General features: G+C 73.8%; 24 protein-coding genes. 14 read left to right on the top strand and 10 right to left on the bottom strand.

Annotated elements, in window-relative coordinates; translation table 11 throughout:
* Positions 1 to 358: 358 nt before the first annotated feature.
* The 6 genes from ACFU6K_RS04345 to ACFU6K_RS04320 form a co-directional block, all read right to left on the bottom strand.
* Complete coding sequence (locus tag ACFU6K_RS04345; protein WP_380660819.1) at positions 359 to 2,824, bottom strand: DUF4132 domain-containing protein; 2,466 nt, start codon at positions 2,822 to 2,824, stop codon at positions 359 to 361.
* The gene (locus tag ACFU6K_RS04340; RefSeq protein ID WP_380660818.1) at positions 2,821 to 3,213 is read right to left on the bottom strand and encodes a hypothetical protein; all 393 of its coding nucleotides are present in this window, start codon (positions 3,211 to 3,213) and stop codon (positions 2,821 to 2,823) included. The genes ACFU6K_RS04345 and ACFU6K_RS04340 overlap by 4 nt, the downstream gene beginning before the upstream one ends.
* 141 nt (positions 3,214 to 3,354) lie before the next feature.
* Entirely contained in the window at positions 3,355 to 4,551 is a 1,197-nt protein-coding gene (locus ACFU6K_RS04335) for an ABC transporter permease (protein WP_380660816.1), read from the bottom strand.
* Entirely contained in the window at positions 4,548 to 5,258 is a 711-nt protein-coding gene (locus ACFU6K_RS04330; protein WP_380660815.1) for an ABC transporter ATP-binding protein, read from the bottom strand. The genes ACFU6K_RS04335 and ACFU6K_RS04330 overlap by 4 nt, the downstream gene beginning before the upstream one ends.
* On the bottom strand, positions 5,255 to 6,346 hold the full coding sequence (locus ACFU6K_RS04325) for an efflux RND transporter periplasmic adaptor subunit (RefSeq protein WP_380660814.1): 1,092 nt from the start codon (positions 6,344 to 6,346) through the stop codon (positions 5,255 to 5,257). The genes ACFU6K_RS04330 and ACFU6K_RS04325 overlap by 4 nt, the downstream gene beginning before the upstream one ends.
* Entirely contained in the window at positions 6,336 to 6,827 is a 492-nt protein-coding gene (locus ACFU6K_RS04320) for a hypothetical protein (protein WP_380660813.1), read from the bottom strand. The genes ACFU6K_RS04325 and ACFU6K_RS04320 overlap by 11 nt, the downstream gene beginning before the upstream one ends.
* Positions 6,828 to 7,002: 175 nt before the next feature.
* Between ACFU6K_RS04320 and ACFU6K_RS04315 the strand changes: the two genes are divergently transcribed.
* Together ACFU6K_RS04315 and ACFU6K_RS04310 are read left to right on the top strand one after the other, a co-directional pair.
* Positions 7,003 to 7,668, top strand: a complete 666-nt coding sequence (locus tag ACFU6K_RS04315; protein ID WP_380660812.1) for a response regulator transcription factor — start codon at positions 7,003 to 7,005, stop codon at positions 7,666 to 7,668.
* Positions 7,665 to 8,969, top strand: coding sequence for a sensor histidine kinase (locus ACFU6K_RS04310; RefSeq protein WP_380660811.1), 1,305 nt, complete (start codon positions 7,665 to 7,667; stop codon positions 8,967 to 8,969). Before ACFU6K_RS04315 ends, ACFU6K_RS04310 begins: the two co-directional genes overlap by 4 nt.
* Before the next feature lie 197 nt (positions 8,970 to 9,166).
* On the opposite strand, the gene ACFU6K_RS04305 is transcribed toward ACFU6K_RS04310, so the two are convergent.
* Together ACFU6K_RS04305 and ACFU6K_RS04300 are read right to left on the bottom strand one after the other, a co-directional pair.
* Complete coding sequence (locus tag ACFU6K_RS04305; RefSeq protein WP_380660810.1) at positions 9,167 to 10,573, bottom strand: hypothetical protein; 1,407 nt, start codon at positions 10,571 to 10,573, stop codon at positions 9,167 to 9,169.
* A 17-nt stretch (positions 10,574 to 10,590) separates the two neighbouring features.
* A complete protein-coding gene (locus ACFU6K_RS04300) occupies positions 10,591 to 10,917 on the bottom strand; it encodes a hypothetical protein (RefSeq protein ID WP_380660809.1) in 327 nt (108 codons plus the stop codon).
* A gap of 487 nt (positions 10,918 to 11,404) precedes the next feature.
* Between ACFU6K_RS04300 and ACFU6K_RS04295 the strand changes: the two genes are divergently transcribed.
* The 4 genes from ACFU6K_RS04295 (at position 11,405) to ACFU6K_RS04280 (ending at position 15,332) form a co-directional block, all read left to right on the top strand.
* On the top strand, positions 11,405 to 11,860 hold the full coding sequence (locus ACFU6K_RS04295) for an archease (protein WP_380660808.1): 456 nt from the start codon (positions 11,405 to 11,407) through the stop codon (positions 11,858 to 11,860).
* A gap of 47 nt (positions 11,861 to 11,907) precedes the next feature.
* Complete coding sequence (locus tag ACFU6K_RS04290; protein WP_380660807.1) at positions 11,908 to 13,335, top strand: RtcB family protein; 1,428 nt, start codon at positions 11,908 to 11,910, stop codon at positions 13,333 to 13,335.
* A gap of 171 nt (positions 13,336 to 13,506) precedes the next feature.
* Entirely contained in the window at positions 13,507 to 14,502 is a 996-nt protein-coding gene (locus tag ACFU6K_RS04285) for an ABC transporter ATP-binding protein (protein ID WP_380660806.1), read from the top strand.
* Positions 14,499 to 15,332: an ABC transporter permease subunit gene (locus ACFU6K_RS04280; RefSeq protein WP_380660805.1), complete on the top strand. Its 834-nt coding sequence runs from the start codon at positions 14,499 to 14,501 to the stop codon at positions 15,330 to 15,332. The genes ACFU6K_RS04285 and ACFU6K_RS04280 overlap by 4 nt, the downstream gene beginning before the upstream one ends.
* A 43-nt stretch (positions 15,333 to 15,375) precedes the next feature.
* Here ACFU6K_RS04280 and ACFU6K_RS04275 read toward each other — a convergent pair whose 3' ends face one another.
* Complete coding sequence (locus tag ACFU6K_RS04275; protein ID WP_380660804.1) at positions 15,376 to 16,284, bottom strand: LysR family transcriptional regulator; 909 nt, start codon at positions 16,282 to 16,284, stop codon at positions 15,376 to 15,378.
* A 273-nt stretch (positions 16,285 to 16,557) separates the two neighbouring features.
* On the opposite strand from ACFU6K_RS04275, the gene ACFU6K_RS04270 reads away from it, so the two are divergent.
* Entirely contained in the window at positions 16,558 to 17,238 is a 681-nt protein-coding gene (locus tag ACFU6K_RS04270; RefSeq protein WP_380660803.1) for a type 1 glutamine amidotransferase domain-containing protein, read from the top strand.
* Positions 17,239 to 17,418: 180 nt separating this feature from the next.
* Here the strand turns inward: ACFU6K_RS04270 and ACFU6K_RS04265 are convergent, their stop codons facing one another.
* On the bottom strand, positions 17,419 to 18,954 hold the full coding sequence (locus ACFU6K_RS04265) for a carboxylesterase/lipase family protein (RefSeq protein WP_380660802.1): 1,536 nt from the start codon (positions 18,952 to 18,954) through the stop codon (positions 17,419 to 17,421).
* 128 nt (positions 18,955 to 19,082) lie between these two features.
* Here ACFU6K_RS04265 and ACFU6K_RS04260 point away from each other — a divergent pair, with 128 nt between their 5' ends.
* The 7 genes from ACFU6K_RS04260 to ACFU6K_RS04230 form a co-directional block, all read left to right on the top strand.
* Positions 19,083 to 19,712: a TetR/AcrR family transcriptional regulator gene (locus ACFU6K_RS04260; RefSeq protein ID WP_380660800.1), complete on the top strand. Its 630-nt coding sequence runs from the start codon at positions 19,083 to 19,085 to the stop codon at positions 19,710 to 19,712.
* A 91-nt stretch (positions 19,713 to 19,803) separates the two neighbouring features.
* Positions 19,804 to 20,886, top strand: a complete 1,083-nt coding sequence (locus tag ACFU6K_RS04255) for a TIGR03617 family F420-dependent LLM class oxidoreductase (RefSeq protein WP_380660799.1) — start codon at positions 19,804 to 19,806, stop codon at positions 20,884 to 20,886.
* Between the two features lie 232 nt (positions 20,887 to 21,118).
* Positions 21,119 to 21,613, top strand: a complete 495-nt coding sequence (locus ACFU6K_RS04250) for a hypothetical protein (protein ID WP_380660798.1) — start codon at positions 21,119 to 21,121, stop codon at positions 21,611 to 21,613.
* Positions 21,610 to 23,490 carry a GMC family oxidoreductase gene (locus tag ACFU6K_RS04245; RefSeq protein ID WP_380660797.1) on the top strand — a complete coding sequence of 627 codons (1,881 nt, stop codon included), beginning with the start codon at positions 21,610 to 21,612 and terminating at the stop codon, positions 23,488 to 23,490. Before ACFU6K_RS04250 ends, ACFU6K_RS04245 begins: the two co-directional genes overlap by 4 nt.
* The gene (locus ACFU6K_RS04240; protein ID WP_380660796.1) at positions 23,487 to 24,329 is read left to right on the top strand and encodes a hypothetical protein; all 843 of its coding nucleotides are present in this window, start codon (positions 23,487 to 23,489) and stop codon (positions 24,327 to 24,329) included. Before ACFU6K_RS04245 ends, ACFU6K_RS04240 begins: the two co-directional genes overlap by 4 nt.
* Complete coding sequence (locus tag ACFU6K_RS04235) at positions 24,326 to 25,027, top strand: DUF402 domain-containing protein (protein ID WP_380660795.1); 702 nt, start codon at positions 24,326 to 24,328, stop codon at positions 25,025 to 25,027. The genes ACFU6K_RS04240 and ACFU6K_RS04235 overlap by 4 nt, the downstream gene beginning before the upstream one ends.
* 38 nt (positions 25,028 to 25,065) lie before the next feature.
* Positions 25,066 to 25,413, top strand: a 348-nt coding sequence (locus ACFU6K_RS04230) for a hypothetical protein (protein WP_380660794.1), incomplete at its 3' end; no start/stop codon positions are given.

The raw sequence follows: 25,413 nt of genomic DNA, 5'->3' as shown, positions 1-25,413 counted from the left end.
CGCTCTCCCCGCCTCTCACCCTGATAGACGTCCATCCCGCCGGGGGGTTGCAGGCGGGTTCGAAGAAATTTTCCGCGACCCCGCCCACGGAACGAGGGCGGGGTCCAACTCCCCGGCCCGCTAGGGGTTCGCGCAGGTCCTGGACGCGGTGCGACCGGAGCCCGGCGCCGACCCGGCCGCCGCCACCGCCGTCCAACCCCTCGGCGTGGTGCTCCGGTTGATCGGCGCGGGGCAGTGGACGGCGGGCGGTCCGGAGATCCTGCTGGTGATGGAATCCGGCTACGACGCCCCGCGCGTCGCCCCCTGCTGGTTGGCCCGCCGGGCGGCTCGGTGCAACCGACGTCAGGCAGTTTTATACCTAGAGCTGGCTCAGGATCGTCGGGTCCGTGATCCTCGTGTCCTCGGCCAGCATCATCGCCTTGCTGAGGATCACGGCCAGCAGGCGGTCGCCCTCGAAGGGGAGGTAGCCGGTCTGCGGGGCGGCCGCGGCGGACTTCGGGACGATGCACAGGTACTGGTCGTTCGGCGTCATCAGGATGTTCCCCGAGCCGAGGTGGATCTTGTACGTGTGGCGCTCGCCCCTCACGTGCAGGAAGCGGCCCTCAAGGGTGCAGCGGTCGGCTATCGCCAGCCGGGGCACGAGCCGCTCCAGCAGCATGCGGCGTGTCTCGGCGCTCTGGCCGAGCTCACCGAAGCCGTACGACCTCCAGTAGTCCCTGAAGCGGCCCTCCGGTCCGCCGTCCTGCCAGGTCGGGTCGTTGCCGATGCTGGCCACGCCCACGAACAGGTCCACGTCGCGCAGGACTTCGGAGAGTACGAGCGGCGGGACCTCGGCGATCCGGACGGGCTCCACCGGCTCGGCGCCGGCCTCCGGCCACATGCGGTACTCACTGCCGTAGCAGTTCGCCTCGTTCTCCGGCGCGTCGATCGGGTAGAAGCGGACCTGGTCAGTGGCCAGACGCAGGTAACTGCCCGACTCGGTGGTGTCGTCGCCGTACTCGTCGCCCTCCCCGTGGATCCAGAACTCGGCGCGCAACCCCCACTGCGGCAGCGCACGGGTGGCGGGCGGGGCCGAGTCGTCGACCATCAGGCGCAGCTTGTTGCGCCACCCCCGGATCGACGTCAGGGAGTGGAACTGGTGCTGGCGCAGGACGTGCGCGGCGAAACGGTTGGAGTACGTTCCCGTCGCCCGCTCGGCGTCGGTCAGCAGGTACACCTCGCGGTGGGCCTGCTTGAACGGCTGCGTGATCTCGTGCCGCTCCAGCCAGTCACGCCAGGCCACGACCTGGGCGGGCTCGTGGCCCACCGGGTGCCAGAGCCGGACCTCGCCCCCTTCGCGCACCGGGTCGTCGGTGAGGGTGCGCAGCTCGCCGTCCGCGAATCCGACGGTCGTGCCGTCGACCGTCCACAGCAGCCGTCGGGCCAGGGTGCCGACCAGGGGGTGGTCGAGGTACCGCTCGCGCCAGGCGGTGTACGGCCAGGTGCGGCGGGCGAGGAACTGCCGGTCCAGACGCTCGCTCTGGGCGGAGAGCATCTTGTCGATGTCCTTGACCGCTGTCTTCAGCTCCTTGAGCTCCTCGGCGTGGTCGCGCCTGACGGCGGTGGGCACGCTCTTGACCTCCTTGCCCGCGGCGTTGCGCCAGCCGAGGAACACTCTGGTGCCCCGGACCTCCAGGACCGCCGTGACCTCGCCCAGGCGCAGCTCGGCCCGGCCGACCCCGGTCAGCCCGTAGGCGGGGACGGCGATTTCCTCGACCTCCTCGCGGGACAGGCCCAGCGCCTCGGCCCGGGTCCGGAGCGCGGTGTCGAGCAGCTTGAGCGTGCCCTTGTACGTCACGCGGGTCGCCAGGCGGGCGAGTTCGGCGAGGGCGGCCTCGCCGTCGATGCGGGAGAGCGCGGTCGTGGCGGCGTTGGCGACCTTCGGGTTGCGCGGGCCGAGCCCGGGGATCTTCCTGAGGGAGGTCTCGACCAGCGCGCCGAGGGCGCGGGCGGTGTCCGGATGGGCTGGCAGCAGGGCGAGCGTCCAGGTCAGTCCGCGCAGCGCGTTGGCGTTGTACGGGTCGTAGGCGCTGTGTCCGTCCGACCCGAGGAGTCCATGGTTCAGCGCGAAGGTGCGGCGGCCGACGAGGGTGAGCCAGGGCAGCAGGGTGGTCCGGACGCGGTCGGCACCGAGGGGGAGGATCAGGCTTTCGGCCCGCTGCTCCCACGGGCGGGAGGGCTTGGCGGCTGTGGCGGTCGTCGCGTGCCGCAGCAGTGCCTGCCAGTCGGGGTCGTCCAGGGTGTCCCGCAGGGCCTGGTCGGCCCATTCCTCACCGGCGTTGAGGACGGGCTCGGTGAGCGTGCCGGCGAACTCGACGAGCGGCTTCCTGCAGTAGGTGTCCAGGGCCGAGCGCCGGAAGACGGCCACGACCTCGGGTGTGAGGGGGCGGCCGGCCCTGAGTTCGGCCTCGGCGAGGAGCAGGGGACGGTCGCCGTACACCACGGAGTTCTCGCGGCCGAGCTCGTCGAGCTTCTCCGTGCGCTCCGCCGGGAGCCGGTCGCCGGGCAGACCGTGCTCGACGACAGCCAGCAGGATCAGCACGTTCCCGCGGGCGACCGGTCCGGCCTCGGCCGAGTGGTACTGCCCGACCAGCGCGTCGGCGAGCTCGCTCCGGGCCTCGGACGGCAGCGCGCGCAACTCGGCGAAGGCGCCGTCCCACCGTCCGTCCCGGTAGCCGCTGTACCTCCCGGCTCCCCGCTTCAGCAACTCGACGGCGAGGTCATCCGCCTCCCCCGCGTACCGCCGGACCAGCTCCGTGGTCTCCTGGAAGTCCACCACCGTCATCCCCCCACCAGCGGAACGAGCTTCAGGAACGTGACCTCGGTGCCGAGCCCGAGCTCGACCTCCTCCTCCGCGTCGGTGACCTGGCGTTCCCCCACCAGCACCAGGAAGCCGTTGCCCGCGAACGCCCGGAGCGCCAGCTCGCTCTGCACCTCCGGATCGATCCGGCGCGGCGTGCGCAGCGCGTACCCGTTCAGCACCCGCTCGGCATCGTGCGGCCGCACCAGCCCCTGGAACACCTGCGGAGCCTTCGCGTTGTACTCGGCGACCTCCTGGAACACCCTGCGCCGGATCAGCTCACGCACGGTGAGCCTCTCCTCGAGAACCTCCAGCCCCCACCCGTCGCTCCGGTCCCCAGCCGTCGTCTCGTCGACGAACATCACGATTGCCATGCCGTGAACAGTACGGGCCCACAGTGACACTGACGTCCGACGGAGTGGTGCGGGACTGCTGGAGCCGATCCACCCGTGCCTTGGCCGGCCGGCTGGACCGGCGGGTGGGGCACCCGGGGAGTGCCCCACCCGTGCCGCCCGTCAGCCGGCGTGGAGGGCGAGGGTCGGGGAGAGGCGGGAGGCCCGGACGGCCGGGTAGAGGCCGGCCACCGTGCCGATGAGCAGGGTGGCGGCGAGGCCCCCGGTGACGGCCCACGGGGGGACCACCCAGGGCAGGCCGCCCGAGGCGGCGAAGGCGTAGGTGGCGGCCGCGCCCAGGGCCACGCCGGCCAGCCCGCCCAGTCCGGAGAGCAGGAGGGACTCCGTCACGAACTGGAGGCGGATCTGGCCCCTGGTGGCGCCCAGGGAGCGGCGCAGTCCGATCTCGTGGCGCCTCTCCAGTACCGAGATGATCATCGTGTTGGCGACCCCGACGCCGCCAACCAGGAGCGCCACCCCGCCCAGCCCGAGCAGGAGGTCGGTGAACGCCCCTTCGGTGGCGGCCTTGGCCTGGAGCGCCGAGGAGGGGTCGGTGACCTGCACGTTGTGGGGGTTCTGCGGATCGACGGTGCGGGGGATCAGCTCGCGGACCGCGCTGACCGTCCGGTCCGTCGACCGTTCGTAGATCTGGGTCGGGTGGCCGTCGAAGCCCAGCAGCGATCGGGCGCCGTCCCAGCCGACCAGGGCGGCCCGCTCGATCTCGGGAGCCAGCGGCAGCGGGTCGAGGATGCCGATGACGGTGAAGTACCGGCCGCCGATGTGGACCTGCTGGCCGGGGGCGGTGATGCCCAGGCGCTGCGCCGCGACGTGTCCGAGCACCGTCGACGGGTAGCGCCCGTTGGCCTCGTTGAGCCAGGTGCCCGAGCCGACCGCGCCGCGTACGACGTCCAGCAGTCCTTCGGTGGCGGCCTTCACGGTGATGCCGCCGGTTTCGTCGTCGGGGATTTTCTCGCTGCGCCTGACGGACTGCGCCAGGTCACCGGTCGCGCCGACCTGCTCGACCCCGGGGACGCGGCTCAGCATGCCGACCGACTCCTCGGGCAGTTTCACCTTCTCGCCGAACAGCCCCTGGCCGGGGGAGGCCACCAGCAGGTTGGTGCCCAACCGGTCGAGCTGCCGCAGGAGTTGGGCCTTGCTGGAGGAGGAGATGCCGACCACGGCGATCATGGTGGCGATGCCGATGGCGATGCCCAGCGCGGACAGCACCACCCGCAGCGGCCGGGTGCGCAGGCCGGCCGAGCCGACGTGGAGGACGTCGCGGGGGCCGAGCCGGGCCGGGGAGAGCCGTGTGCGGCTCATCGCTCCCCACCCCGATCGGCCGGGTCGGCGGCGCCGGTGCGCAGGTCCGCCACGACGCGGCCGTCGCGGATCCGGACCTGGCGCGGCAGGCTGTCGGCGATCTCGCCGTCGTGGGTGATCACCGCGATGGTGGCACCGTCGGCATTGAGGTCGTGCAGCAGTTCCATCACCGCTTCACTCGAGGCGGAGTCCAGCGCGCCGGTCGGCTCGTCGGCCAGCAGCAGGTCCGGCTCGCCGACCACCGCCCGGGCGATGGCCACCCGCTGCCGCTGGCCGCCCGACAGCTCGTGCGGACGGTGGTGCATGCGGTCCGCGAGCCCGACCCGCTCCAGGGCCAGCGCCGCGCGCCTGCGGCGCTGGGCGCGCGGCAGGCCCGAGTAGAGCAGGCCCTCGGCGACGTTGTCCCGGGCGCTGACCCCGGCCACCAGGTGGAAGGACTGGAAGACGAAGCCGATGTGCCGGGCGCGCAGCGCGGACAGCCGGCGGTCGGAGAGGGCGGCGACGTCGTGGCCCGCCAGGGTGACGGATCCGGCGCTGGGCCGGTCCAGGGTGCCGACGATGTGCAGCAGGGTGGACTTGCCCGACCCCGAAGGGCCGACGATGGCGAGCAGTTCGCCGCGTCCGATGCGCAGGTCCACCCCCTGCAGCGCCACGACCCCGCCCGGATACTCCTTGGTGACCTGGTTCAACTCGACCACAGTGCTCATGACTTGGGCACCCCGACCTTCATTCCCTCGGTCAGGCCGGCCCCGCTGACCTCGACCCGGCCCTGTCCGAACATGCCCAGCTCGACCGGGACTTCGCGCACCTTCCCGTTCTCCACGACCTGGACGCCGAAGCCCCCGCCGGCCAGTGCGAGCAGGGCGTTGACCGGCACCGTCAGCACGTCCTTGCGGACCTCGCCTTCCAACTCGACGGTGACCGGCGCCTGGTCGAAGCCCTCCGCCTGCCCCGGGTCGTCGAGGACCACCCGGGCGGTGACCTTGGCGGGCTTGTCCGGGGAGCCCTGCTCCTTGCCGTCCTCACCGATGGTGCGGTCGACGGAGGCGACCTTGCCCTTGGCCCTGCCGCCGCCGGGCAGACCGACCTCGACCCGGGTACCGGGCTTGGCGAGATCGGCCCGGGAGACCTCGATCCTGATCTGCACCTGCCGTTCGGAGCCGGTGGTGGTGAGGACCGGCTTGCCGGGAGCGACCTGGTCGCCGACGGCCGCGTCGTTCTTCTTGATCCGCACCGGACCGGGGGAGAAGGCGATCTGCTCGGGGCCGATCTCGCCGGTCTGGGGCAGACCATGGGCCTTCTGCCAGCGCTTGACCGCTTCCACGGTGCCGGGGGTGAACTCCTCGTCGGCGGCCAGCCCCTTGCCGTGGCCCAGGTCGCGGAGGCTCTCCTTCAGCTGTCGGACGTCCGGCCCCTTGTCGCCAGCCTTCATCGTCCGGTACACGGGGCGCTCGCCGTCCATGAGCCGGACCTTCCGGCCGTCGACCTCGTAGAGGACCCCGTCGCGTTTCACCACCGAGCCGGCCTCCGGGAGCCAGGTGACGGTGCCAGGCACACCGGCGTTGAGCCGGCGCTCCTCGGCGTAGCCGAGGGTCCCGTCCACCTGGGTCCGGCTGCTCAGGTCCTGTCGTTCCACCGAGCCCGTGTTCGGCGGCAGCCCGTCCGCACGGTCCGCGCCGGCGCTCGCGCCGCCGCCGGTCTGCGAGAGGGCCGTGACCCCACCGACCAGCGAGACCGAGGTGACCAGCGCGGCGATCAGGTACGTTCGGCGGCTCCGCCCGCGCTCACTCCGCATTCTGACCACTGCACGCCTTGTTCGCCTTGTCGAACCTCTCCTTCTCGGGGCCCTCCGGAACCTTCATGGCCTGTCCCGACATCGCCGAGTCGCCGTCGAACTTCGGGTCCGGCATGTCCACACCGTTACCGCGCATGCACTGGGCGAACTTGAGCGCCCTGTCCTTGTCGGCCTGGGACATCTTCGCGCCGCCCGAGCCACCGGCTCCACCACAGGCCTTGAGGGCTTCCGCCATCTTGTCCTGGCCGCCCTCGAGGACCAGACCCCGCGGGTCCTGGCCCGGCTCCGGCTCCTTCACCTGGGCGCCGTGTTCGCGCAGGCACTTACGGTGCTCGTAGGCCTGGTCCGCCGCCGCGCCCCTGCCCGAGGAGTCCGAGCCGCCGCCCCCGCCGGAGCCCGTGGCGCCTCCGCCGCAGGCCGTGGCGAACAGCGCCATCCCCGCCACCAGCAGGGCCGCCGCGCCGTACCTGTGGTTCCGCATGTGAGTCCGCATGTGGTTCCGCATGGAATTCCTCCGTGTCCGATTGCGAGTGACCGGCCACCGCGTCCGATACCGGGTGACCGACCACGCAGAGGCTGGCACGCACCCGCGTTTCGCCGCTGTCAGCCGAGACCTTTACGGCGACGAAAGGTGGCTTTCAGGTACACCTGATGTCATGCGTGTACTGATCGTGGAGGACGAGGAATTCCTGGCGGACATGATCGCCGAGGGATTGCGGCGCGACGCCCTGGCCGTCGACGTCGTGTACAACGGCGCCGACGCGCTGGAACGGCTGCGCCTCACCGACTACGACGTGCTCGTACTCGATCGCGACCTGCCCGGAGCACACGGCGACGAGGTGTGCCGGAGCGTCGTCGAGCAGCGGCTGCTGACCCGGGTGCTGATGCTCACCGCCGCCGGCACCGTCCGCGACCGCGTCGACGGCCTGGACCTGGGCGCGGACGACTACCTCACCAAGCCGTTCGCCTACGAGGAACTGCTGGCCCGGGTCCTGGCCCTCGGCCGCCGCAGCCACCCCGCCCTTCCGCCGGTCATCGAACATGCGGGCATCACCCTCGACACCGCCCGCCGCCAGGCCTTCCGGGAGGGCCGCTACCTCGCCCTGTCCCGTAAGGAGTTCGGTGTCCTGGAGGTGCTGATGCAGGCCGAGGGCGCCGTGGTCAGCGGTGAGGACCTGATCGACCAGGTGTGGGAGCGGAACATGGGCTACCGCACCAACGCGGTGCGGGTCGCCCTCAGCAAACTCCGCGCCAAGCTCGGCGAGCCCTCGGTCATCGACACCGTGCCCGGCCACGGCTACCGCATCGGCGTCCCGGCATGAGGCGCTCCGCTCCGGTCGGCCCGAAACGCCTTCCGCTGCTTCCGCTGCCCGGCAGAGCACGCCCGCGGCTGCCGGGCGGGGAGCGGGGCCGGCTGACCATGCTCTACGGCGGGCTGCTCGTGCTCGCCGGGGCCATGCTCATCGTCCTGGTCAACTTCCTGGTCCGGGAGGGCCTGTACACCTCGATCAGCACGGCCGTCGCCGTCGAACCGCGACTGGCCACACTGGCGACCCCGGACCCCGCCGCGGCGAAGACCCTCACGGTGGGAACCGCCGCACCCGCGAGCGTTCCAGCCGGAACCGACCCACCCGGAACCGACCCAGCCGGAACCGCCTCCGCCGACGGCGGACAGTCCCACTTCCAGGCCGTCAAGGTCGTCACCCAGGCCGCCGAGCAGGCCGCCCAGAACCAGCTGCTGACCGTCTCCCTGATCGCTCTGGGCGCCTTCGCCGTCATCTCGATGGCACTGGCCTGGTGGATGTCGGGACGGGTGTTGCGCCCGGTGGCGGTGATCACCAACACGGCGCGGCGGCTCTCGGGCGAGAACCTGCACGAGCGGATCGCCCTCGACGCACCCCCGGGCGAGCTCAAACAGCTCGCCGACACCTTCGACGCCATGCTCGACCGCATGGAGCAACTGGTGGGCGCGCAGCAGCGGTTCGCGGCCAACGCCGCGCACGAACTGCGCACTCCGCTCGCGGTGCAGCGGGCCGCGGCCGAAATCGGGCTGGCCACCGAGGACCCGGCCGCCGTCGCCCGGGTCCGCCGCAAACTGATCGAGGTCTCCGAGAGCAGCGAACGGCTCATCGAGGGCCTGCTGTTGCTGTCCGTCTCCGACCAGCGGCTGGACCACCGCGAACCGGTCGCACTGGACCAGTTGGCCCGCGCGGTGGCCGCCGAGTGTGCCGCCTCGCAGGAGGCCCGAGCGAACGGCGTCACCGTCCGGACCGACACCGCCCCCGTGTCCGTCGAAGGCGATCCGGTGCTGCTGGCACACCTGGTACGCAACCTGGTCGGCAACGCCCTGCGCTACAACCACGACGGCGGGCGGGTCGAGGTCGACGTGCGCGACGGTGTCCTGGAGGTCGCCAACACCGGCCCCCAGGTGCCGGCGGAGACGGTCCCCTACCTCTTCGAGCCCTTCCGCCGCCTCCAGGAGCGTCGACACAGCCCGCGTGAGGGCGCAGGCCTGGGCCTGTCCATCGTCGCCTCCATCGCGCGCGCCCACCACGCCGTCGTCACCGCCGACCCCGGCAGCACGGGCGGACTGCGCGTCCGGGTGGAGTTCCCCACGGCCTGATTCGGCGGTCGGGGGCGCGCCACCGCTCCAGCCCCTCGCGGCCTGCTGCGGCCGGGGCGTCGATCAGGGGCGCGAAGACCGGGGCCACGTCGGCGACCACGTCGACGGGCACCGGCATCACGACCCGGTACCCCCTGATGCTCGCGCCGCGAGGAGAGGCGGACCGGGTGACACCCGGGCCGTTGCTCCGGGGGCCGTTACCGGCGGCCGACGATGGCGTTGGCGGCGGTGTGGCGGGAGGGCGGGTCGTCGGGGCCGCCCGGTGTCCTGGCGACGATGGAGTCGGGGGTGAAGTTCCACCCGGGTTTGCCCGTGTCGGCCAGGAAGGTGCTGGCGACGGCGTACCCGGAGCCGTCGGCCGGGGCGGCGACCTCGCTCAGGGTGGCGTTCCCGTCGCGGTGGGAGGCCCGCAGTCCGTTGTACGTGCCGTGGATGGTCGGGCCGCCGTCGCGCAGCGGGCTGAGCGAGGCGGTGGGGGTCTGGTACGGGTCGCCGGCCGGGCCGAGGTTCGTGAAGACGATGCTCGCGGTCGGTTTCGTCGGGTCCGCTTTCCCGGCCGCGACGGCCAGGTTGCGTGCGGCGGCGGCGTCCGCGGGAAGGGTCCCCACCGCGGGGTTGGACGGGACGTAGGCGGCGATGTGGGTGGCGGTGTCGGGGTTGCCGTAGGCGAGGACGGCGCCCGGGACGTGGGACACCGAGCGGGGGTCGTCCACGCTGAGCAGGAGCTGGGGCGGTACGCCGGGGGTGTCGATCTGCTTCTGGAGGGCGTCGAGGCCGTCCAGGTTCGCCTGGGTGATGTTCTGCGAACGGGGGCCGGTGAGTTCTCGGGCCATCTCCTCGCGGAGCTGGGGCAGCCAGGCCCGGTTGGCCTGGTCGCGGACCTCGGCGGGCACGCCGTCCAGGGACCCGATCCAGCCGGGGCGGTCCTGGATGAGCTGCTGCCGGGTGGCCTCGGGCAGGGAGTCCCACCACGCCCGGTTGGAGTCGGGATTGCTGCCGCCGCTCCCTACGCCGCCGCCCGGCATCCGGTCGAGTTCGGCGACGGCCTTGGTGATCCCGGCGACCTTCTCCGGGTCGTAGTCCCCGTCCTGCTTGGCGATGTAGTCGAAGGCGGCCAGGGCACGGGCGAGGCGGTCGTCGTCGCTCCGGGCGGAGGTGCACAGGGCGTCGATGTCCGTCACGAGGCGGTCGCGGGCGGCCTCCACCTCCTTGCGCCACTCGGGGTCGTTGCGGGAGTGCTGGTCGGGCGGCAGGACGCGCACCACCGGTGTGGCGTTCACGTCGGCGGCGACGATCTCCAGGCAGTTGCCGGTCGCCCGCGTGATGAGCGTCTGCTGGCGTGCCTGAAGGAGGAGGACGCTGTCGATGCCGTCGGTCAGCATCCGGCGCAGGTCCTCGATGAACTGGTCGACGAGGAGCAGTTGGTTGGTGCGGTTCTGGAGCGCGGTGGTGGTCGCGTCCGAGGCCTGGCCGTGCCAGGACGAGGAGGCGAGGGTGCGCTGCATGGTCTGCCAGGCGGTGATCCGCTGCTTGTACCGGCTCTCGAAGGTCGTCAGGACCTGGACGGCCGTCCTGAGCGTGCCGACGTCGGCCTCTTTGATCATTCCCCAGTAGTGCGGCATCAGCCCTGCCCCCCTGTCCCGGTCTGTGCCCCGGCGCCGTCGACCGTCGAGGCGGCTCCGTTGTCCGCGTTCTCGTAGCTCCTGGCGATGATGGACAGGTTGCCGGCCGCCTCCGCCAGGGTTCTGGTGGTGATGCGGTCGATGTGCTCGCCCAGGTCGTGGAGAGCGGCCTTGGCCGCCCCTTCGAAGGACCAGTTCGGCAGGCCCAGGGCCGGCGGCGTGCTGCCGAACGCCTCCGCCCAGTCCTGCTGGATGCCCTTCGCCACCGCGTAGCCGCTCTTCGACGCGTCGCGCAGGTCCTGCGGATTCACTCGGAACCCTGCCATCGTCCCAGCCCCCTCAGACACACCAGTTGCGTGATCGAACCGCCGCCCAGGGTAAACGACGAGCCCGAACAAGCCCAGCACATCAGAGTTTTGACGGACAGCCAGCTAAGCTGCTACCGGGCGGTGGGTTTCCGGGTCGCCGTGCGGTAGAAGTTCAGCGAGACCGGGCCCTTCGTGCTGGTCGCCTCCGGGCTCTTGCTCGTCATCTTCCGCTTCTCGGCAGCGGGTACCGGAGGTCCTTGATGTTCTTCGCCGGCGGAACCGGGTTGTCGGACTCGAATGCGCCCGCATGCCGCGTCCGCGAGGTCTGGGGTCTTCTGTGACCGCTCCCGCGACGGCCCGACATCCACCGTGGCGGGCCGGAGTGTGGCGTGTGCGGACCACCGGATCCCTCCAGGTCGCTGGCCGGATCGGCCGCACTTGCCCCCGGGTGGGCTGCGGGACGAGGCTGGAGGGGAGAGGGAAACGGGTGCGGGAGGCGTCGTTCGTGGACGGAGACGAGCCCGCCGGCCGGTCCGGCAGCGGGCACCGGAGTGTGCCGCACACGGCCGACCTGCGGGTCGAGGCCTGGGCGCCGACGGCGGAGGGCTGTATCGGCGAGCTGGTGCACGGCGTCGTGGGCAGCTTCGCCGACCTGGCCGACGCGCGGATCGTCGGCGAGCGCGGCTGCACCGTCCTCGCGGTGAGCGATCCCGACCTGCTGGCGGGCGTCCTGGAGGAGGTCGTCTACCGGATGGACGCCGACGGCGAACTGCCGGTGGCGGTGGCGGTCGGCCCGATCGAGGGCTTGGACGGCGCTCGTCGGGTGGCGGTCCGGTTCCGGATGGCCGACGCCGCCACGGCCGCCCTGATCGGCGCCGTGCCGAAGGCCGTCTCACTGCACGACCTGGACCTGAGCGCCGGGCCGGACGGCTGGACCTGCGGGGCCACGGTGGACGTCTGAGCGGTCCCGGCACGGTGGGCCGGAGGTTCGGAAGCGGGGTGAGCGACGTGGAGATCGCACTGGCCGAGGCCGGCCGGTACCGCTGGCGGATCGAGCCGCGCCCGCCGATGCGGGTGCCCGGCGTGGTGTTCGCGAGTGCCGCGCTGCTGCCGCAGGCCGTCGGGGACAAGGCGCTGGAGCAGGTGGCGAACGTGGCGACGCTGCCCGGGATCGTCCGGGCCTCCTACGCGATGCCGGACGTGCACTGGGGCTACGGCTTCCCGATCGGCGGGGTCGCCGCCACCGACGTCGAGCGGGGCGGGGTGGTCTCGCCGGGCGGGGTGGGCTTCGACATCTCCTGCGGGGTCCGGTTGCTGGCGGCCGGCGTCGGCCGGGACGAACTCGATCCGGAGCGGATCGGCCGCCTGATGGACCTGCTGGACCGCACCGTCCCGCGCGGCCTGGGCCGGGGCGGCCTGTGGCGGCTCGGCGGACCGGAGGAGCTGGACGAGCTGCTGCTCGGCGGCGCCCGTTACGCCGTCGAGCACGGCCACGGCGTGCCGCGCGACCTGGAACGCTGCGAGGACCGCGGCGTGCTGGCCGGCGCGGCTCCCGGGGAGGTGAGCACCCGGGCCGTCGAGCGCGGGCTGCAGCAGGTCGGCAGTCTCGGCTCGGCCAACCACTTCCTGGAGGTGCAGGCCGTCGACCGGGTGCACGACCCGCGGACCGCCGCCGCCTTCGGACTGCGGCCGGGCCAGGTCTGCGTCATGATCCACTGTGGTTCGCGCGGCCTCGGCCACCAGATCTGCACCGACCACGTCCGCGCCATGGACCGCGAACTGCACCGCTACCGGATCGAGCTCCCGGACCGCCAGCTCGCCTGCACCCCGGTCGACTCCCCGCGCGGCCGCGCCTACCTGGGCGCCATGACCGCGGCCGCCAACTACGGCCGGGCCAACCGGCAACTGCTCGCCGAGGCGGCCCGCCGCGCCTTCGCCACCGTGCTCGGCGTCGGACTGGAGCTGGTCTACGACGTCTCGCACAACCTCGCCAAGCTGGAGACCCACGAGGTCGACGGCGAACTCCGGACGCTGTGCGTGCACCGCAAGGGCGCCACCCGGGCGCTGCCGCCGGGCGGCCCCGACCTGCCCGCCGACCTGGTGGAGGCCGGGCAGCCGGTGCTGGTGCCGGGCACCATGGGCACCGCCTCGTACGTGATGGTCGGACTGCCCGGCAACGAGGCCTTCCGCTCCGCCTGCCACGGCGCCGGGCGGCTGCTGAGCCGCCACCAGGCGCTGCGCACCGTGCGTGGCGAGCGGCTGAAGAGCGAGCTGGAGGCGCGGGGAATCGCGGTGCGGCCGGCCTCCTGGCGGGCGCTGGCCGAGGAGACCCCCGAGGCGTACAAGGACGTCGACGCGGTGGCCGCCGTGACCGAGGCCGCCGGGCTCGCCCGGCAGGTCGCCCGGCTGGTGCCGCTGGGGGTGTGCAAGGGGTGAGACGCCCTCCGCTTCGGCCGTGTCCCTCGACTCGCCCGGCCGGGCGCGCTTGGATGTCGGACGCGTCCGTCACCGGGGCGCGTCCGGCCCAGGACCGCGTCCGGCATCGGACCGTATCCGTCACCGGAGCGCGTCCGGCGCCCTCGGGCGCGTCCGTCACAGGAGGTGGTCATGCCGGGAAGCCCGGATCCAGCCGTCGACCGACGGGGCAGCGGAGGCGGCCCGGTGATCGAACTGCGCTCGCTCACCAAGCGTTACGGCAGTACGGTCGGCATCGAACAGCTGGACGTGTCGGTCGAGGCCGGAGAGGTGTTCGGCCTGCTCGGCCCCAACGGCGCCGGCAAGACCACCACGCTGCGCTGCCTGGTCGGCCTGCTCGGCCCCAGCGACGGGCAGGTGCGGGTGCTCGGTCTGGACCCGGTGGCCGACCACGGCCGGCTCGCCCCCTCGATCGGCTACCTGCCCGGCGAACTGCGGCTCTACCCCGAACTCACCGGGCAGCAGACCCTCGACCTGCTCGCCGCCCTCCAGGGCGCCCCGGTCCCGCGCCAGCGCGAGCTGTGCGAGCGGCTGAAGCTCTCCCGGGGCGACCTGGCCCGGCCGGTGGGGGAGTACTCGCGCGGCATGAAGCAGAAGCTCGGGCTCGTCCAGTCGCTCCAGCACCGGCCGCCGGTGGTGGTGCTGGACGAGCCGAGCGAGGGGCTCGACCCGCTCGTCCAGGAGACCTTCTACGAACTGCTCGCCGAGGAGTCCGCGGCCGGGCGGACCGTCCTGCTCTCCAGCCACGTGCTGCCCGAGGTGCAGCGGACCTGCGGCCGGGTCGCCATCGTCCGCCACGGCCGACTGGTCACCGTCCGCTCGGTGGCCGAACTGCGCCAGGCCCGTGCCCGCCGGGTCCGGCTGCTCCTCGACGACGGGCGGGGCGCCCGGCCGCTGGGCGCCGCCGAGCAGTGGTCCCCGCGCTGGGACGGCCCGCGGGTCGAGCTGCTGGTGCCGCCGGACGAGGTGGTCGCGGCGGTGCGCACCCTGCTCGCCGAACAGCCGGTGGCCGACCTGACGGTGGAGGAGGCGGGCCTGGACGAGGCCTTCCTCGACCTCTACCGGTCCGTCGGGGCCGAGGAGCGTTCGACCGGCGGCAGCCGGCCGGAGCGGGAGGAGCGGCCGTGAACCCGGGCACCGTCAACCGCCGCCTCCCGCTGGTCTGGCTCGCCCTGCACCGGCGGCGCCGGATGCTGCTCTCCCTGCTGTTCGGCATGGTCGTCTTCGAGGCCCTGATCGTGGTGATCGCCGGGACCATCCCGCCCGGCGACCTGTTCGGCGGCGGCCGCACCCCGCCCGGCGCGTTCAAGGCCTTCAGCGGCTCCAACGGCGACGTCTCCATCGCCAGCTACCCCGGCCTGCTCGGCGCCGGGCTCACCCACCCGTTCTGGATCGCCCTCCAACTGACCGTGATCGGCTCGCTCGGCGCCGCCGCCGTCGCGGCCGACGTCGAGTCCGGCACCATCGAGCTGCTGATGACCCGCCCGGTCTCCCGCCGCCGGCTGCTCGCCGAGCGGACCGGCGCCCTGGTCGCCGCCTCGGTGGTGCTCAACGCCGCCGCCACGCTGACCCTCGCGCTCGGGGTGGCGATCTCCGCGCCGCTGCGCGCGGCCGTTCCGGAGGGCGCGGTGTTCACCGCCGGGCTGCTCGGCTGCGCCCTCGCGTTCTGCCTGACCGGACCGGTGCTGGCGGTCTCCGCGGTCAGCCGGCGGCGGGCCCATGTGGTCGGTGCGGCCGTCGCCTTCGGCGCGGTCGGCTTCGCGCTCAACTTCGTCGCGCTGGCCTGGTCCCCGGCCCGGTCGTTGCGCTACCTCAGCCCGTTCCACTACTACGCGCCCGGCGACGTGCTCGGCCACGGCGGGGTGCCGTGGGCGGCGTTCGGGGTGCTGCTCGGGGTGGGGCTGCTCGGGCTGGTGGCGGCCTTCCGGCTGCTGGAGCGGCGGGACCTGGCGGTCTGAGCCGGGGGACGGGGTGGGTGGCTGGTCGGCGGGGTGCGGCCGGTCAGACCCAGGTGCGGGCCGCGGCCAGCAGGCGTTCACGGACCAGGGCCACGTGCGGGTTGGCCGAGCCGGCCGGGCGGCGCACCAGGTAGGCGGTGTTGATCGGCGGATCGGCCGGCTCGTGCAGCAACCGCAGGGCCCCGGAGGCGAGTTCGGCCCGGCATAGGTAGCCCGGCAGTACGCTCCAGCCCGCGCCCGCGGTCACCGCCGCGAGCACCGCCCGCAGGTCCGGCACGGTGACCGCGGCCCGGGCGTGCAGCCGCCGGTCGAAGACGTGCCGCCAGTAGCGGCGGGCGATCGGCAGGTCCTCGGCGTAGCTGAGCAGTGGCGCCTCGGCCAGCGCGTCGGGCAGCTCCCGGCCGGCCAGCCGCTCGGCCCAGACCGGGGCCGCGACCAGGACGAACTCCTCGTCGGTGAGCGGTTCGGCGAGCAGCGTCCGGCCGCGCGGACGCCGGGTGGCGACCACCAGGTCGTGCTGCCCGGCGCGCAGTTCCGCCAGCAGCGGGTCGGTGAGCCCGCCGGTCACCCGCAGCTGGACGCCCTGCGCGACCAGCGGGGCCAGCTCGGCCAGCAGGACGGTGCCGAGGAACTCGGCCGGCCCGGCCAGGTGCACCGGCTCCGGCACGCCGCCGCGCCCGTCGGCGAGGCCCGCGAGCCGGTCCAGGGGGCCGGCCAGGCGGGCGGCGAGGTCGTCGGCGTACGGCAGCGGGCTGACCCCGCGCGCCCGGCGTTCGAACAGTTCCCGGCCGAGCCGCTGCTCCAGCGCCCGGATCTGCGCGGTCACCGTGGACTGGGACAGGCCCACCAGGTGTGCGGCCGCGGTGAAGGAGCCCGCCCGGTGCACGGCGAGGAAGGTCCGCAGCTGGTTGAGGTCCAGCGGGCCGGAGCCGGTGGCCGGGCGATCGCTCATGCCCGTCAGCGTACGGGATTCCGATGGCTCGGCGGCGGGCTCCGAGGCGGGCCCGATGGTGGACCCGATGGTGGTTTCAGCGGTGGTTTCGGCGGTGGTTTCGGTGCTGAGCATGACGGCCGGCTCGACGGTCCGGGTGAGGTATCGGAATCCCGATGCCTGGCATCGCGTGGCCCATTGGTTCCCGCGGGCCGGGCACGTCTAGCGTCGACCGCGTGAGCGCCGCGGCGGACCGTCGTGGCGGAGACCGCGGCACCCCCGGAGGCACACCCCATGGCCGACATCCTGTTCGTCCTGACCGGTTCGAGGGTCTGGACCCTGAACGACGGCACCGAGCACCCGACCGGCTTCTGGGCGGAGGAGGCGGTCGTCCCGTACCGTGCCTTCACCGAGGCCGGCCACCGGGTCGCCGTCGCCACCCCCGGCGGTGTCGTCCCGGTCGCGGACCGGGCCAGCCTGACCGACCCGGCGATGGCCGAGGAGCTGGCGGGGATCGCCGAGTTCCGGCAGCCGCTGGTGCTGGCCGAGGTCGACGAGGCCGACTACGACGCCGTGTTCTACCCCGGCGGCCACGGCCCGATGGAGGACCTGGCGGTCGATGCCGACTCCGGTCGGCTGCTCACCCGGGTGCTCGCCTCCGGGCACCCGCTCGGGGTGGTCTGCCACGGCCCGGCCGCGCTGCTCGCGGCGCGGAGCGAGGACGGCGGCTCGCCCTTCGCCGGGTACCGGGTGACCGGATTCACCAACGCCGAGGAGGCCCAGGCCGGCCTGGCGGACCGCGCTCCGTGGCTGCTCCAGGACCGGCTGGTCGGGCTCGGCGTGGACTTCGAGGAGGGCGAGCCCTGGGCGCCGCACGCGGTGGTCGACCGCAACCTGGTGACCGGTCAGAACCCGGCCTCCTCGGCCCTGGTGGCGACCGGGCTGCTGCGGCTGCTGAAGGACGCGGGGAAGTAGGAGCAGCCGGTCCGTGTGGTCGGGTGTGCGGTCGGTCGGGCGGGGGCGCGTCCTATCGATCGTGCCCGCCTCCCGCCCGAACGGGTGAGCAGCCCACGGCGGGTACGGCGCGGGCGGGTGCCCGCGCCGTACGGCCGTCCACGGGACCGGTCTTCGGGCTTCCCGTCCGGCCGGGCCCCGTCAGAGCAGGTCGTAGGCGGTGAGGGGGTGCCCTGCCCAGATCCGGCGGGCGGCCTGTTCCGGGTAGCGGACGGTCTCCGAGCGGGCGTCCAGGACGCGGGTGAGCTGCTGGTCCGGATCGAAGGCGGGCCACCCCGGGTCGCCGGTGGTGGCGAACCGGACCCAGGCCCGGCGCAGCTCCGCCGAGACCCGGACGGCCTCCGGCGGGGGCGGGTCGCCGAGCGACTGCCGCGCCGTCGGGCTGTCCAGGCTGCCGAACGCGAGCGGCACGTCCAGGCCGTGGCAGGCGCCGAGGACGCCGCCGAGCGCGGGGGCGGGCAGGGCGAGCTCGAAGAGGTACGAGGTGCCGCCGACGGCCGCGTTGGCCTCGGCCAGCCGGAGGGACGGCACCCGGAACAGGGCGTCGGAGCCGACGGCTTCGAGGAGTTCGGAGGGCGTCGCGCCCGGGAGGGCGGAGCGGTAGGCGTCCGGGCCGCCCGGCGTCGGCGCGAACGCCTTCAGCATGAGCCGCGCCTCCTCCTCGGTGAAGTCGCCGTGTCGGCCGCTGAGGACGCTGAACAGCCGGAACTCGTCCCGGGTGTGACCGACCAGCAGGTCCACGCCGGCGGTCAGCGCCGACCACGGGGAGCCCGGCAGGACCTCGCCGTCGACCACCGGGACGGTGGCGATGCCGCTCTGTGCCAGCCGGCCCCAGCGTGCGAGGTGGTCCGGCAGCGCGGCACCCAGCTCGGTGACCGCCGAGGCCAGGCGCCAGGGGTGCACCTCGGCCAGCGCGGCGGCGGTGGGGACGGTGCCGAGCAGCTTCGCGAGCTCGGCGGTGACCTCGGCGGCCAGTGCGGGCGTGCAGTGGTTGCCCGGCACCGAGTGGGCGACGGCCCGCCGGAACAGGCCGCGGGCCGGGTCCATCGCCAGCAGGGCGGCGACCGAGCCGGCGCCCGCGGACTGCCCGGCGACGGTCACCTGGGCCGGGTCCCCGCCGAACCGGGCGATGTTGCGCCGGACCCAGTGCAGCGCGGCGATCTGGTCCAGGAAGGCCCGGTTGGCCGGGGCACCCTCCAGCAGGGCGAAGCCCTCGGCGCCCGTGCGGTAGTTGACGGCCACCACGACCAGCCCGGCGGAGGCCAGGGCGGTCGGGTCGTACAGCGGGTCGCCGGCGGTGCCGGACATGAACCCGCCGCCGTGGATCCAGACCAGGACCGGCAGCCCGGCCGCGCCCGGATCGGGCGTGCAGACGTTGAGGGTCAGCCAGTCGGTGTCCTCGGACGGCTCGGCGGATCCTGCGGGCATCGGCCCGGACTGGGGGACGACGGGGCCGAAGGCGACGGCCTCGCGGACGCCGTCCCACGGCTCGGGCTCGGCGGGGGCGGCGAAGCGGAGGGCTCCGACGGGCGGCCGGGCGTAGCGGATGCCGCGGAAGACGGCGAGTTCCCGGCTTCCTTGCCGGTGTTGGTCCGGGTGCTGTTCCTGCTCGCGCCGCGGCTCCCAACGGCCGCGGACGAGTCCTTCGGTGGTGCGGACGACGGGCTGCTCCGACATGTGGACGCTCCTCCCTCGGAAGGCTTCCCACGTTATAGGTCAGATGTATTATGTCAAGCGTATGGAAAAGATTCCGCAGGGTCCGCGGCTTCCGCGGCGTGCGGGGAGAGTCCGAGGAGCCGCCGCCCATGCCCAAGCAGGTCGACCACCGGGAACGCCGCGAGACGATCGCCCGTGCGCTGTGGCGGGTCGTGGAGCGGCGCGGCGCCACGCACCTGACGATGCGCGAGGTCGCCCAGGAGGCGGGCATCTCGCTCGGGCAGCTCCAGCACTACTTCGGCTCCCGGGCGCAGATGCTCTCCTTCGCGATGGACTTCGCCGGCGAGCAGAGCGGGCTGCGGGTCGGCCGGGCGCTGGCGGAGCTCGGCGAACGGCCGCACCCGCGCGACGTGCTGCGGGCGATGCTGGTCGAGCTGCTGCCCCTGCACGCCGACGCGCGGGCGACCAGCCGGATGAGCGCCGCCTACGTGCTGGAGGCGCTGCACGACGAGGACGTCCACGCGCGGGCGCGCGGCGGACTGCTCCAGGGGCGGGCGATGGTCGAGCGGATCGTCCGGCAGGCGATCGCCGACGGGCAGCTCGCGGCCGACCGCGACCCGGTGGTGGAGACGGACCTGCTGCTCGCGCTCACCGGGTTCACCACGCTGCTGGAGCTGGACGTGGTCGCGCCCGCCGCCGTGCTCACGGCCGTCGACCGGCACCTGGACCGGCTGTTCGCGGCGCCGGGCGGTGCGGGTGGTCCCGTCGGGGGCCGGTGAGGGGGCGGCGGTCGGTCCGGGGCCCGGGACCTGGAGCGAGGCGTGGCAGGCTACCCGGGTAGCACCGCCGTCCGCGACCAGGAGCACCGCCATGGACCGACCCGCCGCCCTCCGACCCGCCGCCCTGCGCCTCGACGCCACCGCCTCCGGGCACCCGGCGGGCATCCTGGACGCCGCCGAGCGGGCCGAACGCCGGGGCATGGACCGGCTGGTGGTCGCCGAGACCGCGTACGACCCGTTCCTCCAGCTCGCCCGGGCGGCCGACCGGACCGAGTCGATCGAGCTGGCCACCGGCATCGCGGTGGCCTTCGCGCGGACCCCGATGACCCTCGCCTACCAGGCCTGGGGGCTGCACGCGGCCTCCGGCGGACGGGCCGTCATCGGGCTGGGCTCGCAGGTCAAGCCGCACATCGAGAAGCGCTTCGGGATGCCCTGGGACCGCCCGGCCGCCCGGATGCGCGAGTACGTGCACGCGGTACGGGCGATCTGGCACAGCTGGCAGACCGGCGAACGGCTGCGCTTCCGGGGCGAGTTCTACACCCACACGGTGATGACGCCGGTGTTCTCGCCGGACCCGGTCCCGTCCGAGGTGCCGCGCATCCTGCTGGCGGGTGTCGGGCCGCTGATGACCCGGACCGCCGGGGCGGTGGCCGACGGCTTCCTGAGCCACCCGTTCTCCTCCACCGCCTACCTGGCCGAGCAGGTGCTGCCGGGCCTGACCGAGGAACGGATCCGGGCCGAGGCGGAGGGCGCCGCGTGGACGGAGCGGCCGTTCGAGGTCGTCGGCAACGTGCTCACCGCCACCGGCCGCACCGAGGAGGAGCTGGCGGCCAACCGGGCCGCCACCCGCGAGCGGCTGGCGTTCTACGCCTCCACGCCGGCCTACCGCCCGGTGCTGGCGCAGCATGGCTGGGAGGGGCTCCAGGAGGAACTGCACACCCACTCGGTGCGCGGACGCTGGGCGGAGATGGCCGCGTTGATCGACGACGAGGTGTTCGACACCTTCGCGGTCTGCGGTCCGGTCGAGGAGGTCGCGGGGGAGATCCACCGCCGCTACGCGGGGCTGGTCACCCGGCTGTCCGTCAGCCTTCCCGAGGACGCCGACCCGGAGCTGGGCCTGGACGTCCTGGCGGCGGTGCGGGCACTGGGCCGACCGGAAGCGGGCGCCGGATGATCGAGATGGACAGCCGACCGGGCACGGGGTGATGAAGTCCGGGCAGATTCGTGCAACACGTTTCCGGTGGTGAGGGCGGGCGGCAGGATGCGGTGGCAGGCAGGGCCGTCCCGCGAGGATCGGCGGTCCCGGGACCTGCCGCGTTGTGCGGGGCCTGTCGTGCCGTACGGACCGTTGCGCCGTACGGCCTGTCATGCCTCGGCCACCCGTTGCCGATCGTGGGGGTGCCCGCGTGTCCGTGTCCGACAACCGTTCGGCCGACTACGACCTGGCGGAGCGCTGGGACCCCGGAGCGAAGGCGTACGTCGACGCCCTGGCCGACCCGGACGAGTTCCTCCGCGTCTGCGCCGAACTGACCGGCTTCGACGTGCCCGAGCTGCGCTCCACCGGCATGGCGGACGAGCACCACCGCACCACGCTGGCCCACCGGGTCCGCGACGAGCACGCCCTGGTCCACCTCTGGTACGTCGGCGCCTGGCCCGGCGAGGCGCCCTCCTCCGCCCGCGCCCACGACCAGGGGCTGGTCTGGCGGACCTTCCACGCCGTCCCGCCCGGCGTCGCCGCCCCCGGGCACGGCAGCTGGGCCGCCGCGCCCCGGGGCGCTGAGGTCCAGGGCGCCGAGGCCCGGGGAGGGGCGGAGCCGCCGGGAGCGGCCGGGACTTCGGGAGGGGCCGCATCGCGGGGCACCGAGGCGGAGGCGCCGGAGAACGGCGGTGCGGGCCGGTGAACGCCCGTTGGGACGCCGTCGTGGTCGGCGCGGGCTTCGCCGGGACACTGGTCGCCCACCGCCTGGGCGCGCAGGGCTGGCGGGTCCTCGTCCTGGAGGCCGGACGGGCCGCGCCCACCGGCGCCGAGGCCGCCACCGCCCACCGCGCGGCCGGCGGCGGACCGCCCACCTCGCCCTACCCGCACAGCCCCGAGGCGCCGTCACCCGACGTCACCGACCTCACCGGAAACCCGGACGGCGGCTTCACCGTCACCGGCCACCTCCGCCAGTACGGGCCGCTGCCCTACGCCAGCGGCTACCTGCGCGCCAACGGCGGCACCGGGCTGCTCTGGACCGGGCTCACCCCGCGCATGCACCCCGAGGACTTCCGCACCGGCGACCTCGGCCACGGCCGCAACTGGCCGATCGGCTACCACGACCTGGAACCCCACTACCGCGAGGCGGAACGGGAACTCGGCGTCGCCGCCGACGCGGAGGAGCAGCGCCGTGCCGTCGGACTGCCGATACCGGACGGCTACGACTTCCCGATGCGGGCCATCCCGGCCAGCTACCTCGACCGGCAGCTGGCCCGAGCCCTCGACGGCCGGACCGTCCGCGACCCCGCCGTACCCGGCCCCGCCCGGCTCGCCGTCACCGCCACCCCGCACGCCCGCAACGGCGTGCCGACCAGGCCCGGCTCCGCCGACGGGCCGCTCTGCGCGGGCAGTTCCAGCTGCGTCCCGGCCTGCCCGAGCGGTGCCAAGTACACCCCGCTGCGCACCCAGGCCCGCTGGGCCGCCGGGGTCGAACTGCGCACGGAGGCCGTCGTCAGCCGGGTGCTGGCCGACCCGGAGACCGGGCGGGCCCGGGGAGTCGAGTACCTCGCGGGCGGTACGACCCACCGGGTGACGGCGGACCTGGTCGTCCTCGCCGCCCACGCGATCGAGAACGCCCGGCTGCTGCTCCTCTCCGGTCTGGCCGACCGCAGCGACCAGGTCGGCCGGAACCTGATGGACCACCCGGCCCTGCTCACCTGGGGGCTGATGCCCCGACCGGTCGGCCCCTACCGGGGGCCCGGCTCCACCAGCGGCCTGGAGGCCTTCCGCTTCGGGCCCGGGCGCGACCGCCGGGCGCCGTTCCGGATCGAGATCGGCAACTGGGGCTGGTCCTGGGCGGGCGGCGCGCCGGAGGCCGAGGCGGCGTCGCTGCTCGCGGCGGGCCTCCGGGGCAAGGAGCTCCGGGAGCGGCTAGGTGACCGGCTGGGCCGTCAGTTCTCGCTCCAGTTCGAGCTGGAGCAGCCCGCCGACCCGGCCAACCGGGTCACCCTCGACCGGGACCGACGTGACCCGCTCGGCCTACCGAGCCCGGCCGTCCGCTACGACCTCTCGGAGTACATCCGCGAGGGCATGGCCTCGGCCCGGGCCGTCTCCGACCATCTGTTCGCGCTGCTCGGCGCCGAGGACCACACCGCCTACCCGGCGGCCGGATGGCCCGGACGGCTCGAACACCGGGGAACCGTCCACGGCTACCGGGGCGCCGGCCACGCCGGTGGCACCCACATCATGGGCGACTCGCCCGCCGACTCGGTGGTCGACCACTGGCAGCGGTGTTGGGAGCACCCCAACCTGTACGCCGTCGGCTGTGGCTCGATGCCCTCCCTCGGCACCTCCAACCCCTCGCTCACCATGGCCGCCCTCGCGCTGCGCAGCGCCGAGCAGATGCACCGTGACCTGGTGGAGCTGCACCGCCCGGCGGCCGTGGCGCCCCCGGCCGCCTCCTGTGTCCCTGTACCGCCCGTGTTCTCAGCCGAGTTGTCCCCGTCGCCGTCTTCGTCGCCCTTGCCGTCCTCGCCGTCCTCGCCGTCCTCGTCGTTCCCCTCGCCCTCGGAGCCCTCATGACCGGCCTGCCGCTGCCGCCCGTACCGGAGCCGTACCACCTGCCCTTCCACTACGGTGCTCTGCACAACATCGGTGTCGACTACCTGGTCGACCGCGCTCGGGCGAGCGAACTGCTCGCCAAGCGCCACCCCGGGCTGAACGTCGCCGCCTTCGACGGCGGGGCCTGTGTCTCGCTCAACTACCAGCTCTACTTCGCCCAGTATCCGAACGGCGGTGGAATCACCCAGGAGCTGGAGATCAACCTGATCGCCCATCCGGTCTTCGCCGAGGACCGGATGCCGGTGGTCAACTACGGCCAGTACGCGCGGGGTTACGACCAGACCAAGCTGCTCGGCATCGCGCGGCTGCACGTGCTCTGCGACAACCCGCTCGCCATCGACGCCGGGCGCCGGCTGTACGCCGAGCCCAAGCACCCGGGCTGGTTCGAGACCACCCTGCCCTCCCTCAACGCGCCCGACGTGCGCGAACGCTGGTCGGTCTCCTGCCGCCGGGCCGCCCTCGGACCGGACGGGCTGAGCCGCCACGACGAGGAACTCCTCGCCCTGGACGTGAACCTGGTCGGCCTCACCCCCGAATCCGTGAACAACACCCCGATCACCGGCTACGGCACCGACGACGAGGGCAAGCTGCTGGCCGGACCGCTCAACGTCTACCAGCCCTACCGCTACTACGCCTTGGACGACCGCACCGCCGACCGCGTCCGGCTCGACCTCGGCAACCCCGCCGAGGAGTCAGCCCGCGACCTCGCCCACCTGATCGCCGACGCCCCGGCGGCCGGGGTCTGGACCTACCAGTCCCCGCCGGTCGCCGCCCACAACCGTGCCTACTACGTCCGGTGACGGCCCCGGGATCGGCTCCCGTCTTCGCCCCGGGCGTCACCGCCGTACGGCGGGACGTCGCCCACGGCCGGGTCTGGTCGGCCATGCCCTACACCGTGCTCGCGGACGACGGCGACGCCCTGGCCCTCACCGCCCGCCCGGGGACGGAGAGCCTGGCCCCGGCCAGCTGGACCGCCGCCGCGCACGCCGGAAGCGACGCCCTGCGCCTGGACTGCATCGACGACCTCGTCTCCGGCCGGTGGGAACTCGACCGCTGGACCTGGCGCGACACCGTGGTGCTCAGCCGCTTCACCGCCGGAGCGCCGTTCAGCGTGCACCGCTTCCTGACACCCGACGGCCGGCCGCTGCGCTGGTACGTCAACTTCGAGCGCCCGTACCGCCGGACGGCCATCGGCATCGACACCCTCGACCTCTTCCTGGACCTCGTGATCACCCCCGATCTGTCGTCGTACCGCTGGAAGGACGAGGACGAGTACGCCCAGGCCCGGCGCCTCGGCGTCGTCGACGAGGCCACCCACCGGCAGCTGGACCGGGCCCGGGAGCTCGTCCTCGCCCAGCTGCGGGACCGCAGCGGGCCGTTCGCTCCCGACCCGGACGCCTGGACGCTCCCGCCGGAGAGCCCGCTGCCCACCCTCCCGGCCACCGCCCTCAGCACCCCTGCCGGAAAGTGGGACGAGGGCGGGTCGGCAGCCTGTTAGGGTCGCGCCCCTGCACGAACGACGGCGAGGGGGCAGACGTGACGGCCGCGGCGGACCCGACGGACGACATGGAGGCGCTCAAGCACCTGCACGACGGCGGCGACTACCGGCGGCTCGCCGAACGGACCTCGAATCCCGACGTCCTGCGCCGACTGGCCATCGGCGAGTACCCGTTCGTCTGGCACGCGATCGCCGACAACCCGGCCGCCCCCAGCGACCTGCTGGTCGCCTTGGCCGGGCGCCGGCAGCAGGTGTGGAACGACAATCGCCTCCTTCGCTTGCTCGCGGCTCACCCCGCCCTCACGGGCGAGGCATTGGACGGCTTGGTCGATCTCGTCGGGGACCGCCTGCGGGAGGGCGACCGCCCGTACGCGGCCGTCCTGGAG

The organism is Kitasatospora sp. NPDC057512, assembly GCF_042802135.1.
Lineage (GTDB): Bacteria > Actinomycetota > Actinomycetes > Streptomycetales > Streptomycetaceae > Kitasatospora.
The sequence above is the reverse complement of the archived record's forward strand: the minus strand, read 5'-3'. Positions and strand labels throughout refer to the sequence as shown.

Bases quoted from the DNA above. Each gene is read 5' to 3' on its own strand.
- ACFU6K_RS04345 (WP_380660819.1), bottom strand. From the start codon at position 2,824: ATGACGGTGGTGGACTTCCAGGAGACCACGGAGCTGGTCCGGCGGTAC.
- ACFU6K_RS04340 (WP_380660818.1), bottom strand. From the start codon at position 3,213: ATGGCAATCGTGATGTTCGTCGACGAGACGACGGCTGGGGACCGGAGC.
- ACFU6K_RS04335 (WP_380660816.1), bottom strand. From the start codon at position 4,551: ATGAGCCGCACACGGCTCTCCCCGGCCCGGCTCGGCCCCCGCGACGTC.
- ACFU6K_RS04330 (WP_380660815.1), bottom strand. From the start codon at position 5,258: ATGAGCACTGTGGTCGAGTTGAACCAGGTCACCAAGGAGTATCCGGGC.
- ACFU6K_RS04325 (WP_380660814.1), bottom strand. From the start codon at position 6,346: ATGCGGAGTGAGCGCGGGCGGAGCCGCCGAACGTACCTGATCGCCGCG.
- ACFU6K_RS04320 (WP_380660813.1), bottom strand. From the start codon at position 6,827: ATGCGGAACCACAGGTACGGCGCGGCGGCCCTGCTGGTGGCGGGGATG.
- ACFU6K_RS04315 (WP_380660812.1), top strand. From the start codon at position 7,003: ATGCGTGTACTGATCGTGGAGGACGAGGAATTCCTGGCGGACATGATC.
- ACFU6K_RS04310 (WP_380660811.1), top strand. From the start codon at position 7,665: ATGAGGCGCTCCGCTCCGGTCGGCCCGAAACGCCTTCCGCTGCTTCCG.
- ACFU6K_RS04305 (WP_380660810.1), bottom strand. From the start codon at position 10,573: ATGATCAAAGAGGCCGACGTCGGCACGCTCAGGACGGCCGTCCAGGTC.
- ACFU6K_RS04300 (WP_380660809.1), bottom strand. From the start codon at position 10,917: ATGGCAGGGTTCCGAGTGAATCCGCAGGACCTGCGCGACGCGTCGAAG.
- ACFU6K_RS04285 (WP_380660806.1), top strand. From the start codon at position 13,507: ATGCCGGGAAGCCCGGATCCAGCCGTCGACCGACGGGGCAGCGGAGGC.
- ACFU6K_RS04275 (WP_380660804.1), bottom strand. From the start codon at position 16,284: ATGAGCGATCGCCCGGCCACCGGCTCCGGCCCGCTGGACCTCAACCAG.
- ACFU6K_RS04270 (WP_380660803.1), top strand. From the start codon at position 16,558: ATGGCCGACATCCTGTTCGTCCTGACCGGTTCGAGGGTCTGGACCCTG.
- ACFU6K_RS04265 (WP_380660802.1), bottom strand. From the start codon at position 18,954: ATGTCGGAGCAGCCCGTCGTCCGCACCACCGAAGGACTCGTCCGCGGC.
- ACFU6K_RS04260 (WP_380660800.1), top strand. From the start codon at position 19,083: ATGCCCAAGCAGGTCGACCACCGGGAACGCCGCGAGACGATCGCCCGT.
- ACFU6K_RS04255 (WP_380660799.1), top strand. From the start codon at position 19,804: ATGGACCGACCCGCCGCCCTCCGACCCGCCGCCCTGCGCCTCGACGCC.
- ACFU6K_RS04240 (WP_380660796.1), top strand. From the start codon at position 23,487: ATGACCGGCCTGCCGCTGCCGCCCGTACCGGAGCCGTACCACCTGCCC.